This window comes from Paenibacillus sp. FW101-FHT12H11 (assembly GCF_058790355.1).
Genome location: NZ_JBYTCO010000011.1, coordinates 208,281 through 224,149 on the forward strand (window position 1 = coordinate 208,281; position 15,869 = coordinate 224,149).

Annotated in this window: 17 protein-coding genes; 6 read left to right on the forward strand and 11 right to left on the reverse strand. The window is 50.5% G+C overall.

The window, feature by feature from the left end; genetic code table 11:
- Positions 1-6: 6 nt before the first annotated feature.
- Positions 7-576, reverse strand: coding sequence for a pyridoxamine 5'-phosphate oxidase family protein (locus tag AC3WTJ_RS30925; protein ID WP_492524962.1), 570 nt, complete (start codon positions 574-576; stop codon positions 7-9).
- 198 nt (positions 577-774) lie between these two features.
- Between AC3WTJ_RS30925 and AC3WTJ_RS30930 the strand changes: the two genes are divergently transcribed.
- Both AC3WTJ_RS30930 and AC3WTJ_RS30935 read left to right on the forward strand, forming a co-directional pair.
- Positions 775-933, forward strand: coding sequence for a hypothetical protein (locus AC3WTJ_RS30930; RefSeq protein WP_164819822.1), 159 nt, complete (start codon positions 775-777; stop codon positions 931-933).
- A 170-nt stretch (positions 934-1,103) separates the two neighbouring features.
- A complete protein-coding gene (locus AC3WTJ_RS30935; protein WP_492524963.1) occupies positions 1,104-1,712 on the forward strand; it encodes a DUF3298 and DUF4163 domain-containing protein in 609 nt (202 codons plus the stop codon).
- Here AC3WTJ_RS30935 and AC3WTJ_RS30940 read toward each other — a convergent pair.
- Together AC3WTJ_RS30940 and AC3WTJ_RS30945 are read right to left on the reverse strand one after the other, a co-directional pair.
- Entirely contained in the window at positions 1,709-2,716 is a 1,008-nt protein-coding gene (locus tag AC3WTJ_RS30940; protein ID WP_492524964.1) for a TRM11 family SAM-dependent methyltransferase, read from the reverse strand. The two genes, AC3WTJ_RS30935 and AC3WTJ_RS30940, sit on opposite strands and share 4 nt — an antisense overlap.
- 35 nt (positions 2,717-2,751) lie before the next feature.
- Positions 2,752-3,648: a LysR family transcriptional regulator gene (locus AC3WTJ_RS30945; RefSeq protein WP_492524965.1), complete on the reverse strand. Its 897-nt coding sequence runs from the start codon at positions 3,646-3,648 to the stop codon at positions 2,752-2,754.
- A 127-nt stretch (positions 3,649-3,775) separates the two neighbouring features.
- On the opposite strand from AC3WTJ_RS30945, the gene AC3WTJ_RS30950 reads away from it, so the two are divergent.
- The gene (locus AC3WTJ_RS30950) at positions 3,776-4,846 is read left to right on the forward strand and encodes a branched-chain amino acid aminotransferase (protein ID WP_492524966.1); all 1,071 of its coding nucleotides are present in this window, start codon (positions 3,776-3,778) and stop codon (positions 4,844-4,846) included.
- A 284-nt stretch (positions 4,847-5,130) separates the two neighbouring features.
- On the opposite strand, the gene AC3WTJ_RS30955 is transcribed toward AC3WTJ_RS30950, so the two are convergent.
- The 5 genes from AC3WTJ_RS30955 to AC3WTJ_RS30975 all read right to left on the reverse strand — a co-directional run bounded on the left by AC3WTJ_RS30955 (position 5,131) and on the right by AC3WTJ_RS30975 (position 10,051).
- Positions 5,131-6,648 (reverse strand): malate:quinone oxidoreductase, encoded by a 1,518-nt coding sequence (locus AC3WTJ_RS30955; protein WP_492524967.1) that lies wholly within the window; start codon positions 6,646-6,648, stop codon positions 5,131-5,133.
- A gap of 348 nt (positions 6,649-6,996) precedes the next feature.
- Positions 6,997-7,422 carry a YkvA family protein gene (locus AC3WTJ_RS30960; RefSeq protein ID WP_492524968.1) on the reverse strand — a complete coding sequence of 142 codons (426 nt, stop codon included), beginning with the start codon at positions 7,420-7,422 and terminating at the stop codon, positions 6,997-6,999.
- 88 nt (positions 7,423-7,510) lie between these two features.
- On the reverse strand, positions 7,511-8,131 hold the full coding sequence (locus AC3WTJ_RS30965) for a LysE/ArgO family amino acid transporter (protein ID WP_492524969.1): 621 nt from the start codon (positions 8,129-8,131) through the stop codon (positions 7,511-7,513).
- Between the two features lie 3 nt (positions 8,132-8,134).
- Positions 8,135-9,010: an N-carbamoylputrescine amidase gene (aguB, locus tag AC3WTJ_RS30970; protein WP_127458187.1), complete on the reverse strand. Its 876-nt coding sequence runs from the start codon at positions 9,008-9,010 to the stop codon at positions 8,135-8,137.
- A gap of 6 nt (positions 9,011-9,016) precedes the next feature.
- Positions 9,017-10,051 carry an agmatine deiminase family protein gene (locus AC3WTJ_RS30975; RefSeq protein ID WP_492524970.1) on the reverse strand — a complete coding sequence of 345 codons (1,035 nt, stop codon included), beginning with the start codon at positions 10,049-10,051 and terminating at the stop codon, positions 9,017-9,019.
- 256 nt (positions 10,052-10,307) lie between these two features.
- Here AC3WTJ_RS30975 and AC3WTJ_RS30980 point away from each other — a divergent pair, with 256 nt between their 5' ends.
- On the forward strand, positions 10,308-10,943 hold the full coding sequence (locus AC3WTJ_RS30980) for an FMN-dependent NADH-azoreductase (RefSeq protein WP_492524971.1): 636 nt from the start codon (positions 10,308-10,310) through the stop codon (positions 10,941-10,943).
- Positions 10,944-11,233: 290 nt separating this feature from the next.
- On the opposite strand, the gene AC3WTJ_RS30985 is transcribed toward AC3WTJ_RS30980, so the two are convergent.
- Both AC3WTJ_RS30985 and AC3WTJ_RS30990 read right to left on the reverse strand, forming a co-directional pair.
- Positions 11,234-11,968: a metallophosphoesterase family protein gene (locus AC3WTJ_RS30985; protein ID WP_492524972.1), complete on the reverse strand. Its 735-nt coding sequence runs from the start codon at positions 11,966-11,968 to the stop codon at positions 11,234-11,236.
- Positions 11,969-11,989: 21 nt separating this feature from the next.
- Positions 11,990-13,489, reverse strand: coding sequence for a dihydroorotate dehydrogenase (locus AC3WTJ_RS30990; RefSeq protein WP_492524973.1), 1,500 nt, complete (start codon positions 13,487-13,489; stop codon positions 11,990-11,992).
- Positions 13,490-13,507: 18 nt separating this feature from the next.
- On the opposite strand from AC3WTJ_RS30990, the gene AC3WTJ_RS30995 reads away from it, so the two are divergent.
- The gene (locus AC3WTJ_RS30995; protein WP_492524974.1) at positions 13,508-13,846 is read left to right on the forward strand and encodes a hypothetical protein; all 339 of its coding nucleotides are present in this window, start codon (positions 13,508-13,510) and stop codon (positions 13,844-13,846) included.
- Positions 13,847-14,129: 283 nt separating this feature from the next.
- The gene (hmpA, locus tag AC3WTJ_RS31000) at positions 14,130-15,344 is read left to right on the forward strand and encodes an NO-inducible flavohemoprotein (RefSeq protein WP_492524975.1); all 1,215 of its coding nucleotides are present in this window, start codon (positions 14,130-14,132) and stop codon (positions 15,342-15,344) included.
- On the opposite strand, the gene AC3WTJ_RS31005 is transcribed toward hmpA, so the two are convergent.
- The gene (locus AC3WTJ_RS31005) at positions 15,339-15,845 is read right to left on the reverse strand and encodes a Crp/Fnr family transcriptional regulator (RefSeq protein WP_492524976.1); all 507 of its coding nucleotides are present in this window, start codon (positions 15,843-15,845) and stop codon (positions 15,339-15,341) included. The two genes, hmpA and AC3WTJ_RS31005, sit on opposite strands and share 6 nt — an antisense overlap.
- Positions 15,846-15,869: the final 24 nt, after the last annotated feature.

The window sequence follows — 15,869 nt, forward strand, 5'->3', positions numbered from 1 at the left end:
AGAAAATTAAAGGTTACCTGTGGATAACTTTTCTCCAAGTGGCGTCGGCATGCCGTCCATGCTGATCATGTTTTTCTCTTGCCAATACGCCAGCAGACCGTCTTCCCCTTTATTTACAGCCCATTTCTGCAGCGTATTCCGCTCACCCTCATAATTGTAAAAGGGCACGCTGAAACCGCAGGAAGTCTTGACCTCATGGACTTTGACAGCGATGATTTGCCGGGCTCCAGGCAGCATAGTGAACATGGGGGCTAACGCCTCCCACTCCTGGGTATCCGGCAGAATGACGCGCCCCTGCCCGTATAAGCGCAGAATCATCGGCGGGCCTTCGAATGCCGTAAACATCACCGTTATCCTTCCGTTCTCTTCGAGATGTGCGCTCGTTTCATTCCCGCTTCCCGTTAAATCCAAATAGGCCACTTCATTCGCATTGATAATGCGCAGAACGTCATGGCCTTTCGGTGATAAATTCACATGCCCATCCCCCGACAGCGGGGCCGATCCTACGAAAAAGATGTGCTGCTTGGCAATAAACGCCTCATGTTCCGGCAGTATGGCCTCAAATGATTTCCCCATTGCGCTCTCCACCTTTCCATTTTCTTCTATTATGCTCCTCTTCACTCTATTTGTGAAATATATTTCTCAGGCATGCTTTATAGTTATTGCCTATGATCTCTCGCCAGTTTACATCCAAAAAAATTTGGAAATTATTTGTATAATTCAAGAATCCTGGAGGCATACTTAGTTGGTTGAAAAATGAGGAGGTGAGTGTTCATGTCAACGAACAATCAAAACGATGTGGTAAGCCACGCCATCAACGCAGCTCAGGCCAATGCGGAAGACAGCCAAGCGCAGCAGCAAGTGGAAGAGCTAAGCTCCATGCTGCAAAGCTCAACAGCCGATGCCAATGAGGATACGTCCTCTGAAGAGTAGTGTTTGTCCTTAGAGACAAACACAAAAAGAGCTTTCCCGACAGGTCAATCTGGACCTGGGGAGAGCTCTTTTTATATCCAGCAATACTGGTATCTCTTCCTCCGCTCCATGAACCAAACGCCCATCCACCGAATAAATTGTAGCAAAAACGTTAGGGATGGATGTTAAGCATGGACGGATTAGATCACCCTGTAAGTATACAAACCTACCAGATGCTCCACGATAAATTAAAGCTGCTTTACCCCGCCGTTATTCATCATACGCCTTACACCGCGGAACGCGCCATGAACATTGCGATTGTTAATGCCGTTAACAAGCAGCTTCATGAACAAGGCTACCCCCAAAATCCGAAGACAGACGTTACCGCCTACTACGAACTGAAAAACAATCAGCGAGGGGTGCTTAGCTTAACTTTATGGAATTATGCGTTTTCCGGCGGCGCTCATGGCCTTACCATTCAAAACGCTTTAACTTTCAATACAGAAACCGGGCAGGCTTATGCGTTAAAAGATTTGTTTAAACCGGGCAGCGATTATGTGGGCAAGCTCAGCGAAATGATTAAAGCTGAAATTAAGCTGCGGGATATTCCCCTGCTCGTTGACTTTAAAGCGATTCGGCCGGATCAGGATTTTTATATCGCGGATAAAGCACTCGTCATCTATTTTCAAGTTTACGAGCTGGCCGCATATGTGTACGGTTTTCTTTATTTCCCTATTTCTGTGTATGCCCTTCAAGACATCATTGCTGAAGAGGGGCCGCTGGGGAAAATGTTCAGTTAACCGCAGACGATGATTTGTCGGCTAAACTTTCCTTTGTTGACTGCGCAGCGGTCTGCTATGTGAAAGCCCGCCTGCTCGATCAGCGGATCAATCTGCTCCGTCGTAATAATCACCGCACGCTGCGCCAAGCGGCGAGCTGACTGCAGCATTTGCAGCTGCTCGTCCTCCGGCAACTTCGAGCATAGGTTGTACGGCATGTCCAGGAGCAGCGCGTCATAGCGGCTCTCTGCGGTGCCAGCTGCTGGTGTAGCGGCGGCTGGGGCTGGAGCAGCAGCTGGGACAACAGAGACATGGGAGGCCCCTGGCAGGTCCAGCGACCTCATGTCTCCAAGCGTGACCACGTTCGGCATGCCGAAGTGGGCCAGATTCACCCGCGCGCCGCGCACCGCCAGCGGGTTCATGTCGTTGCCGACGATGTCGATGCCCATCGACATCGCTTCCACCAGCACCGTGCCGATGCCGCAGCACGGGTCAATGACCCGCGTGCCCGCTATGACGGGCACGGCGATGTTCACCACCGCCCGCGCTACGCGCGTACTCAGGGCGGTGGAGTAGTTCTGCGGCTTCTGCTGATGCTGAAGCCAGACGGCTTCGCCGTAGGAGCAGTCGCCGAACAACCAGCGGTCCCCCAGCTGCGTCACGGCGAACCACTGCTCCGGCTTCCGCATCTCGGCTTTGCCTCGGAGATGCCGGCCTAGTTCGCGTTCGACGTCCCGCCGCCGGTCATAGCTGACCGGCGTGTCCGTCTCCGCGAACACAACCTTGAACGTTGACCCGCTTACGGTCAACGTCTCGACCTGCGAGGCCAGCTCCGGCAGGCTGCCGGCCTCGTAGCGAACATCCAGCCGCAGCTTCAGGAACGGGCTGCGGCTCGGTTCCACCCTGCGCGGGCTGACGGCGTAGCCCGCGCCCAGCACGGTCCCTGCGCCCAGTAAGGTGCGCATCTCTAACTGACATAGCGCCTGCTCGTCTTCATGGCAAGCGTAAATATAGATGTGTTCCATTGATCGGTATCCCTCATTTTAAATGTGAATCTGTGTTAGGATGTAACATCTTTGCTTCCGCTTAGAAATTGCTGTGTGACTTGCTTCATGAACGTTTTGGTCGTCTGGCACAAGAACATGTCCTTGCGATATACGATGCCTACATCCTTTTGCGGCACAGGATCCATAATGGGAATACAGCGGATCTCACTGCTCTGAATGCCTTCCAAATAGGAGCCGGGTAAAACCGCACCGCATACATGATTTTTAGCCATTTGCAGCAAAGACTCCAAAGTGGACAGCTCCAACACCGGCTTACATAGCAAATCTGACTGCTCGCAGCATGCCTCTATCATATGCCGGACATAAAATTTCTTAGGCAGCATGGCGACTGGCAGCTGCACAAGATCCTCCAGCCGGATCGCTTCGGCGTCAGACAACGGGTGATCTTTGGAGACGACTAGCAGCAGTTTTTCCTTATACAAGGGAATCCGAACCAACTGCTCATCCTCATCCGGCAAAAAAACAACGCCTAAATCCAGCTGATTGTTCAGCAGCCCTTCTATCGTCTCTTCGGTGGCCAGTTCAGCTACCGACAGCTCTATTTTCGGATACTCAGCATGAAAAGCCATAATCGTAGCCGTCAGCAGGTGATTGCCCGAACAGCCAATACGCAGCCGCCCCCGCTGCATGCCTTGAATCTCGTTGAAAGCAGCCTGCGCTTGCTCCAACTCATGAAAAATATTGCGGCTGTGCTTAAGCAAAATCTCTCCGGCCTCCGTCACATAAACCTTTTTGCCGATGCGCTGAAAAAGAGGCGAACCGATTCGCTGCTCCAAGATGCGAATTTGCTGGCTTAATGTGGGCTGGCTGATTCCCAGCTTCTCTGCGGCTTTCGTGAAATGCAGTTCTTCGCAAACAGCCAAAAAGTAGGCCAATAACCGATAATCCATTCACTTAGCCCCCGTTCATAGCGATTAACTATGATCGTAATTGATATTTGCCAATTGATCAATGATTGTTATTTTTCTATAGTATAGAATAACGATTAAGATCGTAAACGAAAGGTGGTTACTTGCCATGTATGGACAAATTCGATTTGAACGCAATCCGCACCTCAAAACAAAACCAGGTGTCCAGGATGACCTAGGCTTTGGGCGTATCTTTACAGACCATATGTTTGTGCTGGACTACATCGAAGGACAAGGTTGGCACGATCCGCGGATCGTTCCTTATGCCCCGCTCTCTTATGACCCTGCCGCGATGATTTTTCATTATGGGCAAGCTGTTTTTGAAGGGTTAAAAGCGTTTCGTACCGAGAACGGAGAGATTCAAATTTTCCGTCCCGACCAAAATGCCAAACGACTCAACCGTTCCAGTGAACGGCTTAACATGCCCCCGATCGATGAGGACTTCATCGTAAACGCCATTCAAGCGCTCGTACGTGTCGACGCTGACTGGGTACCAAGCAAACAAGGTGCATCTCTATATATTCGTCCCTTCGTGATTGCTACTGAAGCCGCCCTAGGCGTGCGTCCTTCTTCGCGCTACTCCTTCATTGTCATTATGTCGCCGGTAGGCGCTTACTATGAGGAAGGGCTTCAGCCTGTCAAAATCCTCGTAGAAAGCCACTACGCCAGAGCCGTTCAAGGCGGTACTGGCGGTGCCAAAGCTGCTGGTAACTACGCAGCCAGCTTGAAAGCCCAAGTGCTCGCTAAGGAGCATGACTGCGCGCAGGTGCTGTGGCTCGACGCTATCGACAAGAAAAGCTTAGAAGAAGTCGGCAGCATGAACGTCTTCTTCAAAATTGGTGGGGAAGTTGTAACGCCAAGCCTCAGCGGCTCGATCTTGGAGGGCATCACCCGCAAAAGCATTATCCACTTGCTGAACGATTGGGGCATCCCTGTCATCGAGCGTAAAATCTCCATCGACGAAATCGTGCAAGCGTATGAAAATGGCACGCTGGAAGAGGCCTTCGGCACAGGCACAGCCGCCGTTGTTTCGCCTATCGGCAGCCTGCTGTGGCAAGGCACTCCTATGGTCATTAACAATGGCCAGATCGGCGAGCTTGTCCACAAGCTCTACGACACGATCACTGGCATCCAGTACGGCCGCATCGCGGATAAACATAGTTGGATGGTAACTTGCTAATCGCATCCGGTATATTGAAGAACCTTTCCTTCCACATAGGTGGTTGGAAAGGTTCTTTTTACTTACAAGCAGCTACTCTCCCCATTCTCCACCACCCGCTCTCACTATTCACCATATCCGCTACTTCCAGTTCTCCTTCTAATACATTCCCCGGACTGTCGCAGTGCAAAATATCGGTAGCTTTCCCCGTTATTGCAAGGCATCGTACTAAATCGCCATATTGCTCCAAACAAAATAAGAGCTAAGCTTTCGCTTAACCCTTAAGTCCGTATACAACCGGTTATTTATGATACGGTTCGGCTTGCTACCGTTAACGGCAAGTTTTCAACTAAACCAAGCGCCCGTGCTGTTGAAGAATCAATTTGTTTGATAAGCTCAGGGTTTTTCAATAAGGAAACGCCAAATGAAGGAATCATTTCCTTAATTTTCGGTTCCCACGCTTTGACCTGTTGCGGGAAGCATTTTTTGATTAAGTCAAGCATGACGGAAACGGCTGTCGATGCCCCCGGAGAAGCACCAAGCAAAGCTGCTATCGAACCATCAGCGGCGCTAACAAGCTCCGTACCGAATTGAAGCGTGCCTTTGCCGGCAGCTGTATCTTTGATAACCTGCACGCGCTGGCCAGCGACAACCAGCTCCCAGTCTTCGCTTTTGGCGTTAGGGACAAATTCGCGCAAAGCTTCCATACGCTGCTCTTTGGATAACATAACTTCCTTGATCAGGTATTTGGTCAATGACATGTTTTTGCTGCCTGCCGCGAGCATCGTCACAAGATTATCCGTTTTGACGGAAGTGATCAAGTCAAACATGGAGCCGGTTTTTAAGAACTTTGGTGAGAAGCCGGCAAACGGTCCAAAGAATAACGATTTTTTCTTATCAATAAATCGCGTATCCAAATGCGGAACCGACATCGGAGGAGCACCAACCGGCGCCTTGCCGTATACTTTGGCAAAATGCTGCTCGACAATTTCCGGTTTCTGACATACCATGAATATCCCGCTTACCGGGAATCCGCCAATCCCTCTTCCTTCCGGAATACCGGATTTTTGCAGCAAATGGAGGCTGCCTCCGCCTGCGCCGATAAAGACGAATTTGGCCGAGTGATGATCGACGTTACCACTATCGAGGTTCCGTACTTTGAGCTCCCACGAGCCATCGCTCGCACGTTTGATATCATCCACGCTATGTTTGTACAAGATATCGGCGTTTTGATCCTTTAGGTGAGCAAACAAGTTACGCGTTAACGCGCCAAAGTTGACATCAGTGCCTGATTCAATTCTTGTTGCTGCGATAGGTTCATTCAATTCCCGATCTTTCATAATAAGTGGAATCCATTCCGCCAGTTTAGCCGGATCATCGGAAAATTCCATCCCTTGGAACAACGGATTGTTCGTTAGTGCTTCAAAGCGTTTTTTCAGAAATGCTACATTTTGCGCCCCTTGTACTAGACTCATATGAGGCAGCGGTGAGATAAAATCCTGCGGATTACGGATCAGCTTGCTATTGACCAGATAAGACCAGAATTGTTTGGAAACTTGAAACTCTTCATTCGTTTTGATAGCTTTGCTGATATCTATGGATCCGTCCGATTTTTCGACGGTGTAGTTAAGCTCGCACAATGAAGAATGTCCCGTTCCCGCATTATTCCATTCGTTAGAGCTTTCCTCGCCAGCGCTTGCGAGCTTCTCAATCACTGTAATTTTCCATTCCGGCACTAACTCTTTCAACAGTGACCCCAAGGTCGCACTCATGATTCCGGCACCAATTAAGATAACATCTGTTTTCATTTGTCTGTTGCTCATTTTAACCGTCCTTATACCCTAAGATTTGCAGAAAGGATGTAGGCGTTCTTGGTAAGACGCTACAGCAAGCCAGGGAGCAAGCTAGTCACACATCTTTTCTGGATCAAAACTAACCCTATTTATAAAATATTTATTTAACTATTATATGATAGTTATAAGCTGTACGACAAGAAGTAAGGCCAAGAAGCCTTGCAGGTTATTCCTTACATCGTGCGTAGAAGCTACCACGAAAGCAGTTTCTGAACCAATTATGCCTATCTTTACATCTTGCATGAAACTAAATGATAGTATTTGGCCCCACAGCCATAGTCTGCGGGGCGCTTTCTGTTAGATCAACATGAACTCGTCTCACTTCTGCTCAGGTGCTTCTTCTTTTTTCTGATCAGCCACCAACTTACCGTCAATATCGATAATATCTTTGGATTTCACGGCTTCATCTCCGAAAAAGTCCCTCAGCTTGCTCTTGGCTTTGAACTTCACATCGTCGTCAATATTTTTCGCGACGACGGCGAGAGCTAGTCCAAGCGCGCTCAAATCATCGACATAACCGACAATCGGCAGCAAATCAGGGATAAGATCCAGCGGCAGAATGAGATAGCCGAGTGTTCCGTAGATTTGTACTTTCGCTTTTAGCGGTGTTCGAGGACTTTCGACGGCATAATAAAGCAACAAGCAACTGTAAATCACTTTGCTTCCTGCCTTTTTAGCGCCTTTTTTCAATTTGGACCAAAAATCATCCCGATTAAAATACTTTTGATATTTAGAAGCGTCCATTTCGCGATCACTCCATTCTTATCCCCATTATACCACTATCGATGGTGATGAGCTAAATCGCACCCTCTCGCATCCGCAAGACAAAAGGCTACCCCCCAAGGAGCAGCCCAACAATGGCTACAAGGCCGAATATGGTTAAAATGACACCCGATATCCGGTTAATCCAGCGATACACGGAAACATGGATACGATCGCGAAACATCCCGATCACGAAGCTAAGCGCCAGCCACCATAAGGCAGAACCGGCGAATACGCCAATCACCAGAGCGATGGCCGCAGCCATGCCGTTTTGCGCGCCACCCATGCCTAAACCTGCAAAAGCGCCGAGGAAAGACATGATGGTCATCGGGTTGGTGATGGTGAGCATGAGGGTCGACGCATACGATTTGAGCAGCGTGTCACCAGAGGCTTTGGCCGCTTCCGTAGCAGGCCGGGAACGAAAGGTTTGCACACCCAAGTAGACCAGGAATAAACCGCCTACCGCTTGCAGAAGTACCTTCTGGTCAAGGAGAAAACCGGTGACCAGCGTCAGGCCGAATCCGGCGATGAAGCCGTAGAAAGCGTCAGCTGTCGCAGCCCCCAGCCCTGACAAGAAGCCATGCAAGCGGCCCGAGGTAATGGTTCTTCGAATGCACAAAATACCAATGGGCCCGACCGGCGCTGCAATCGAGAGCCCAAGTAAAATACCTTTCAACAACGCAATGAGCATAACTTACAGCACCTGATCTCCATCATAAGTCGCAATTTTTTTGTAAAGATCCGGACGACGATCGCGGAAAATACCCCATTCGATCCGTTGAATTTCCAATTGATCCAAATCGAATTCGGCGACAAGCACCGTTTCTTCCGTGCGGCCTGCTTCCTCGATCATGTTGCCCTGCGGGCCGGCAATGAAAGAAGAACCATAGAAGTCGATGCTGGAATCTTCGTCTACTTCTTTCCCAATGCGGTTCGAAGCAATAACCGGCATCAGATTCGACGCGGCGTGTCCGCGCATGCACATTTGCCAGTGATCTTTGGAATCAATGGAGCCATCTTGCGGCTCAGAGCCGATTGCTGTTGGGTAGAACAGAAGTTCAGCCCCCATCAAAGCCATCACTCTTGCAGCTTCCGGGTACCACTGGTCCCAACATACGCCTACGCCGATTTTGGCGTAACGGGTTTTCCACACTTTGAAGCCGGTGTCGCCAGGATTGAAATAAAACTTCTCTTCATACCCAGGACCGTCCGGAATGTGGCTTTTACGGTAAGTGCCAAGCACTTGGCCATCGGCGTCAATAACGGCAAGCGAATTGTAGCGAGCATAATTTTTTTTCTCATAAAAAGAAATCGGCAACACGACGTTAAGCTCTTTGGCAATCTCACGGAAATGATTAATGGCTTTATTATTCTCGAGTTCCGTCGCGTACACGTAGTAATCGGACTTTTCTTTTTGGCAGAAATAAGGCGTCTCGAAAAGCTCTTGAATCAAAATGATTTGCGCGCCCTTCGCAGCCGCTTGGCGAACCAAAGCTTCTGCTTTGCGAATGTTTTCATCAATGTTTGTGGAACAGCTCATTTGTGTGGCTGCTACTTTAACGTTTCTCACGATGTATCACCCTTTCTGGCTAGCTGGCATTTGCTGCGTTGTGCAGTGGACGTTGCCGCCCTCTTTGATAATGGACATCCCGTTGATTTTGCGGATTCTGCGGTCCGGGAATGCTGCGCTCAGCACTTCTTCCGCTTTGCGATCCGTCTCCTCGGCAGTCCCGCCGAACACCGGCAAAATGATGCCGCCGTTCACGAAATAAAAGTTCAAATAACTAAGCGTTAAACGCTGCTCTTCAAAGAAAGTAAGAGGCGGTTGTTCAATTTGGATAATCTCGAAAGAACGGCCTTTGGCATCTGTCGCCTTGCGCAGAATCTCAAGATTCTCTTGTGTGATCGCATAATTCGCATCGGAAGGGTCATTGCACACTTGCAAGATGACTTTGCCAGGGGCAGCGAAGCAAGCGATATTATCGACATGGCCGTCCGTTTCGTCGCCATCGAGTCCTTTGTTCAGCCAAATGATTTTCTCGACATTCACGAAGTCCTTCACGAGTTCTTCAATCGCTTCGCGGCTTAACTCCGGATTACGGTTTGTATTAAGTAGACATTCTTCCGTGGTCAGAAGCGTGCCTTCACCATCGACATGAATGGAGCCGCCCTCCATCACGAGCGGAGCGTCAAAACGCTTCACGCCATGGTGCTCCAAAATTTGCGGAGCCACGTTATCATCCAGATCCCAAGGCGCATATTTGCCGCCCCATGCATTGAATTTCCAATTCACTGCGGCGATTTCTTGCTGTTCGTTCAGCAAAAAGGTAGGGCCATTATCACGGAACCAGGCATCGTTATGTTCAATTATTAGGAAATCAACGTTAGGCTCAGTAAACATCGCCTTCACTTGTTCGGCATCCGCAGGGTTGACAACAACCGTCACAGGCTCGAATTCCGCGATAGCCTTAGCCAAATCCGCGTAGCCTTTTGTTACAACAGCATGATCCTCAGGGTAAACCATAGAAGCTTGAACAGGCCACGAAATGAAAGTACGTTCATGAGTTGTCCACTCTGCAGGCATTTTATAGCCTAAATCCTTAGGTTTCATCAATTCATCCATCTCACTTTATATAAAATTTATATGCGTATTTTTGAGGGCCAAAAAGCACCGTCTTTCATCATATACCAAAAGGAGCCTCCACTCAATGTACAGAGGTTTACAATTTTGAGAACGACCTGCTATCCAATTCCAGCAAGACCTAAAAGCCATCCAGAATTAGCATCGTATAGTTTGCTTCGGATTAATGAACATTAAAAAAGGCTTGAATGAACAGCGCACAACACATTAGGGAGGATGACCGAATTTGGCAACTATTTTACACATTACCGCACACCCTCACGATCATCAGACTTCCTACAGTATGGCTGTAGGGAAAAGCTTTATCGATGCTTATCGCGAGGCTAATCCGAACGACGAAGTGATTCCCATCGACTTGTACAAAATTTCGGTGCCGCATATTGACGCCGATGTATTCAGCGGATGGGGCAAATTACGAAGCGGCCAAGAATTTGCTTCGCTAAGCAAGGAAGAACAAGCCAAGGTAGCTCGCCTAGGTGAATTAACCGACCAGTTTGTCGCCGCGGATAAATATGTTTTTGTGACGCCGATGTGGAACTTTTCCTTTCCTCCCATCATGAAAGCCTATCTCGACTCGCTGTGTACAGCCGGCAAAACCTTCAAATACACAGAAAGCGGACCCGTAGGCTTGCTGCCTGGCAAAAAAGCGCTGCACATCCAAGCCCGAGGCGGCGTGTACTCGGAAGGTCCGGCGGCAGCCATGGAGATGGGCCATCGTTATATTGGCATTATTATGTCTTTCTTCGGAATTACTGACTTCCAAGGGATCTTCGTTGAGGGAACCGCTCAGTTTGCGGATAGAGCGGAGCAAATTAAAGAAGAAGCGATTGCTAAAGCTAAGGATTTGGCGAAGAGCTTCTAGGGCTGTCTGTGAAACTACGATCACCCACTACATCCATCGTGTGAGAGCCAGATAATAAGGGAACCGGAGGCCGCGATCAGGAGAAAAATGAGCTGTTTCCACTACCAGCGGAACTAAAGGCTCTTATTTATCCGCCATCGTGTACTTTTTAGGTAAAAACACTTAAATAGAGGAACGTAGTTCCCCTTCCCTGTAAAAATTGTGCCTTTCCATGGAAATAGAGGATCACAGTTCCCTCCAACACAAAAAAAGCTAAGTAAACCGGCCTACGGTCTGCTTAGCTTTTTGGTTTATGTTTTTTTACGTCCACGGTATTGCCCCGTTCGCAACTCCAGAATATACGCATCGGCATCCAGCATTTGCTCATCCTTGGCATGCTGTACAGCAAGCTCGATATCGTATGGAACCCTCACATGCTGAAGATTAAATGTGCCAGGCTCTTTGCTATGGTAATGCCCCTCCAATAGGACATAGGAAGCCTGCGTCATATCTAGAGGGTTGCCCACACTGCCTGTGTTGAAAAGCATCCGTCCTTTGAGAATTTGTAGAAAAGCATTATGGACATCGGCGTAGCCTGCCACATCTGCTTCCCTGGGGTCACCGCAAGCTTCGGAGGATTCGAACATCGACAACCGGCTCTCCATAGAGTCCCACGGCTGGATGCGTTCGTAGACGCTTCTTGGCGAAGCGTGGAACAATCTCACAAATTTACCGCTCATCCAAAATTCATAGGAAAAAGGCAGCTCTTTTAGATACGTCGTCCGCTCTATCCCCAGCCGTTCCTGCTGCCAAAGTAAAACCGGATCCGTTACTTGGTTTCCGATGAAATCATCCCAATTTCCTTTGATCACGACATCACAGGATTCCCTTACACGGTCCACGACCTGTTCGGAATGCGGTCCTTTGCCGACGAGATCGCCGAGACAAATGATTTGCGTCACATTCCGCTCCTGAATATCGTGCATGACCGCTTCATATGCAGGCATATTGCCATGGATATCTGAAATAAGGGCTAGTTTCTCCATCAAGCCGCACCTGCCTTTAGATTAAAATAATTCCTCCGCTGATGATGCCGTTACTGTCACTTCCGCCTCTTTCCCCACCCTCCGAAATAGAAACGGATACAACAGGTATAGGCCAACGACATACAGCAGCACAGCTATGTAAACGGGAAGCAAATGAATGAAATCTGTATAGCCAATATGAAAATGGACCAGCAACCCTGCTGCAAAGCCTGGTATTCCGCCCCACAGGAACGTCCACCACAGCCAGCTTTCGCCTTGGTTCACTCCCCAGAGCGCCGAAGCCGCAATGGCTACAGCCAATGAAAATAAGGCGCCCCCAAAACCAGCCCTGTCGTGCGCGATAAGCGGAATCAGATGCTCGTTCCAATCTGCAAGAAGCTCAGCGGTTACACCCAGATATGCTAAATCGGTCGGAACGAACACCTGCGTAATCCCGACAAAAGAAATAGTCAGCCCGCCGATCGCCAGACCAAACCCAAGGACGACGAAGCAGCACTGTCCCCACTGGGCTCTGTACCAGACGGCGTCATTCCGTAAGCCCGGAGGCTTCCGTGAAGGATAATCCTTCAACCCTCGCAGAGTGAGCAGCAGCATGGGGAGAAGCACAGCAGCTGCAATTGCATGCAGCGGGTCGAAATAGCCATAACCAAGATACAGAAAAAAGCTGCTGAAGCCTACTGTGCATGAAGTAAGCAGCGCGGTACGAGCCCAGTGCGAGCCAAACCGCAAACCATGCGCGGCCAGTTGGTAATAAAAGATGCCTATCGAGATCATGGTCCCCGCTAAGGTAATACGGTCATGAGACATGAAATGTATAATATGCCCGTTAAATCGATTTATGACACTCCGGCTCACGCCAAGGAAGGTTTCATCATAGGGCAAAAGCACGCTCGTTGAAGCGATCAGCCAAGCCAGCACACCGCCGATCATCATGCCGATGCCGAGCAAGCTCATCCAGCCCCAATTCGCCCAAAACGACGGCGGCTCCGGCTCCTCTGTGTCACGAATGCGCTCATAAAGAATCGCTTCGTTGATCCGCTTTGGCAGCCCAGGCCCTGCGTATACTAGCCCGCTGTGCAGCTGCACGCTGTTCGCGCCCGCGGCCAGCAGCTCCAGCGCATCCTGCGGCTGGCTCACCGCGCCAGCTGCAACGATCGTGGCCGCCCCGGCTGCGCGGAGACGGCGAACCAGGCTCAGCTGCGCGCTGAGGAGAGCCTGGCCGCCAACACAGATACGGCGGCTGCCCTCCTCGCGCTGCGCTTCGCCGGCGACGACCCCGCTCCAGCCCGCCGGCTGGAGCTCACGCAGCATGCCTTCGGGCAGCTGCGGCGGGATGTACAGCAGCGCCGGCTTGCCCGCAGCGGCTGCCAATTGGCGCACCTCGCGGAGGTACGCCAAAGCTTCCTCAGGTGTCCAGCCTTCGGCGAGACCATCGATGTAGAAGCCCGCCGCGTACGGCGCCAGCTTCTCCAGCAGCTCCTGCTGCTGAAGCAGCGCTTCGCGCGGCGTGCTGCCCGGCATCGGCCGGAGCCGCACGAAGTGCGGCAGGCGGTGCCCCTTGCCCTTGCGCAGCCTCTCAGCGACCGCGTCTGCGCCGGCATTGGCGTAGCCATCGGGGTACACGATGGCTTCCTGCTCGGGGACGCGCTCGATAGGCGCGTCGCAGCGCACCTCGCGCACGGTGACGGGGCCGAGCTCGATGAAGCCGATCCCGAGCTGGGCCAGCGCTTTGTGCGCGATGCCTTCGGGATCGAGCGCTCCGCTCAAGCCGACGGGACACGGAATCGGCACACCGGCGATTTCATCTTGCAGCACGGCCGATTGCTCGAAATGCCCCATCGTTTTGATCACGAAGGTACCGCCCGGCATGCGGCTTAGTCCGCCCATCGTATGTAATGTAAGGTCCCGCGCGATCTTGGAGGGCAAACGAAACAAAAGTGGTTTAAATATCGAATGATAAGACCAGTCAGGCATCTATGCGCTCCTGTCTCTTATAATGATATGGAAATTTGTTCATTTCTAGTATAACGCGAAAAAGATTGAAATGAATACAGACACAGATTGTTGTCTTTTCATGTGATTACAATCACACCTCACCCATTTGGTTTTTACTATACTTACCTCATAACCACCAAAACTTTCTGAAGTGAGGCGAGTCCCTATGCTAAGTCAACAATCCATCGACATCATTAAATCCACAGCTCCCGTATTAGAGATACATGGTACATCCATTACGAAACGTTTCTATGAAATGTTATTCACTTCACACCCCGAACTGCTGAATATATTTAACCATGCTAATCAAAAACAGGGCAGGCAGCAAACCGCTTTGGCGAATGCCGTTTACGCCGCTGCGCTTCATATTGACCGGCTCGAAGCCATTTTGCCCGTTGTGAAACAGATTGCTCATAAACACCGCAGCCTTGGCGTGAAGCCGGAGCATTACCCGATTGTCGGCCAACATCTGCTTGCCGCCATCCAAGAAGTGCTCGGAGAAGCGGCTACGCCGGAGATTTTGCAAGCTTGGGCCGAGGCCTATGGCATTATCGCGGATGCTTTCATCGGAGTTGAAGCGGATATGTATCGCCAAACAGAAACGCAAACGGGCGGTTGGTCGGATTTTAAACGTTTTCGGATTGCTCGGAAGGTGAAGGAAAGCGATGTAATTACTTCCTTTTATCTTATGCCTGAGGACGGGGCTCCACTCCCAACATTTGAACCGGGGCAATATATCAGCGTCAAACTCGAAATTCCAGACGACACGTACACACATATCCGCCAGTACAGCCTCTCGGACGCCCCTGGAAAGGCCTATTACCGAATATCGGTGAAACGGGAAGATCTCATGGCCGAGCGTCCGGACGGTAAAGTTTCGATGTTCCTGCACAACGAGACAAAGGAAGGCGATGTTGTTCTGATTTCTGCGCCAGCGGGGGATTTCACCTTGGATCAGCAGGATACCCGTCCTGTCGTGCTCATCAGCGGGGGCGTAGGATTAACACCGATGGTTAGCATGCTGCAAACATTGGCCGCCACGAATCCCGAGCGTCAAGTGACATTCATTCATGCCGCTCAGAACAGTCAGCATCATGCCTTCAAAGGGCATATTGAGGAGCTCGCCTCACAGCATCCAGCACTGAGCTTTTATTGGTGCTACGATAAACCTACGGCCTCAGATCGGGCAGAGAACTCTTTTCATAGAGAAGGTCACGTTAGCCTGGACTGGCTTCAAAGCGTTGTGCCTACGTCCGCGGCAAGCTTCTATTTCTGCGGTCCCGTGCCTTTCATGAAAGCTGTAAACAACGCCCTTCGCGAGTGGGGTATCCCGGAAGAGGACCGGCACTTTGAGTTCTTCGGCCCTGCCGGAAGCTTATAATTTCGCCACCTTCTCCCGTAGAAGCCGGTTCACGGTTTCCCGCCGCAGCCCGATCAATTGGCCGATCTCTTCTTGTGTCAGCACATCCGTTAATACCGTGGTGCCCAGGTAGCTGTGCATCCACTGTTCCAGCTTTTGCAGCTTCACCGTCGGGGTTACTTCGGTCAATTGATCGATCCGCTGCTGCATCATCCGCAGCTTCTCTTGCAGCTGCTGCGCAATGATCCGGAAGCGCTCAGGGTTCTGATCCAGTTCACGGTACCAGTCCTCGGAAGGAATGGTTTCAATTTCACTGGCTACCAGTGCGACTGCCGTCCCATAATAAGGCTTGGGGCTAATCAGTGAATGGTGAGGAATCGTTTCCTCTGGCACAATGATATTCACGAGTGTAGCATGACCGTCTTCGTGTACACGGACAATTTTGAGCAGTCCGCTTTTGAGCCGGTATAAGCCCCCTGATTCCCCTTGACGAAACAACGTCTCGCCCTTGTGAAGCTTCATCCTTTCAGTCTCCTCTACGCGAAA

Coding starts and splice junctions, on each gene's coding strand:
- AC3WTJ_RS30925 (WP_492524962.1), bottom strand. CDS start 576: ATGGGGAAATCATTTGAGGCCATACTGCCGGAACATGAGGCGTTTATT.
- AC3WTJ_RS30930 (WP_164819822.1), top strand. CDS start 775: ATGTCAACGAACAATCAAAACGATGTGGTAAGCCACGCCATCAACGCA.
- AC3WTJ_RS30935 (WP_492524963.1), top strand. CDS start 1,104: ATGGACGGATTAGATCACCCTGTAAGTATACAAACCTACCAGATGCTC.
- AC3WTJ_RS30940 (WP_492524964.1), bottom strand. CDS start 2,716: ATGGAACACATCTATATTTACGCTTGCCATGAAGACGAGCAGGCGCTA.
- AC3WTJ_RS30945 (WP_492524965.1), bottom strand. CDS start 3,648: ATGGATTATCGGTTATTGGCCTACTTTTTGGCTGTTTGCGAAGAACTG.
- AC3WTJ_RS30950 (WP_492524966.1), top strand. CDS start 3,776: ATGTATGGACAAATTCGATTTGAACGCAATCCGCACCTCAAAACAAAA.
- AC3WTJ_RS30955 (WP_492524967.1), bottom strand. CDS start 6,648: ATGAGCAACAGACAAATGAAAACAGATGTTATCTTAATTGGTGCCGGA.
- AC3WTJ_RS30960 (WP_492524968.1), bottom strand. CDS start 7,422: ATGGACGCTTCTAAATATCAAAAGTATTTTAATCGGGATGATTTTTGG.
- AC3WTJ_RS30965 (WP_492524969.1), bottom strand. CDS start 8,131: ATGCTCATTGCGTTGTTGAAAGGTATTTTACTTGGGCTCTCGATTGCA.
- AC3WTJ_RS30975 (WP_492524970.1), bottom strand. CDS start 10,051: ATGAAACCTAAGGATTTAGGCTATAAAATGCCTGCAGAGTGGACAACT.
- AC3WTJ_RS30985 (WP_492524972.1), bottom strand. CDS start 11,968: ATGGAGAAACTAGCCCTTATTTCAGATATCCATGGCAATATGCCTGCA.
- AC3WTJ_RS30990 (WP_492524973.1), bottom strand. CDS start 13,489: ATGCCGGGCAGCACGCCGCGCGAAGCGCTGCTTCAGCAGCAGGAGCTG.
- hmpA (WP_492524975.1), top strand. CDS start 14,130: ATGCTAAGTCAACAATCCATCGACATCATTAAATCCACAGCTCCCGTA.
- AC3WTJ_RS31005 (WP_492524976.1), bottom strand. CDS start 15,845: ATGAAGCTTCACAAGGGCGAGACGTTGTTTCGTCAAGGGGAATCAGGG.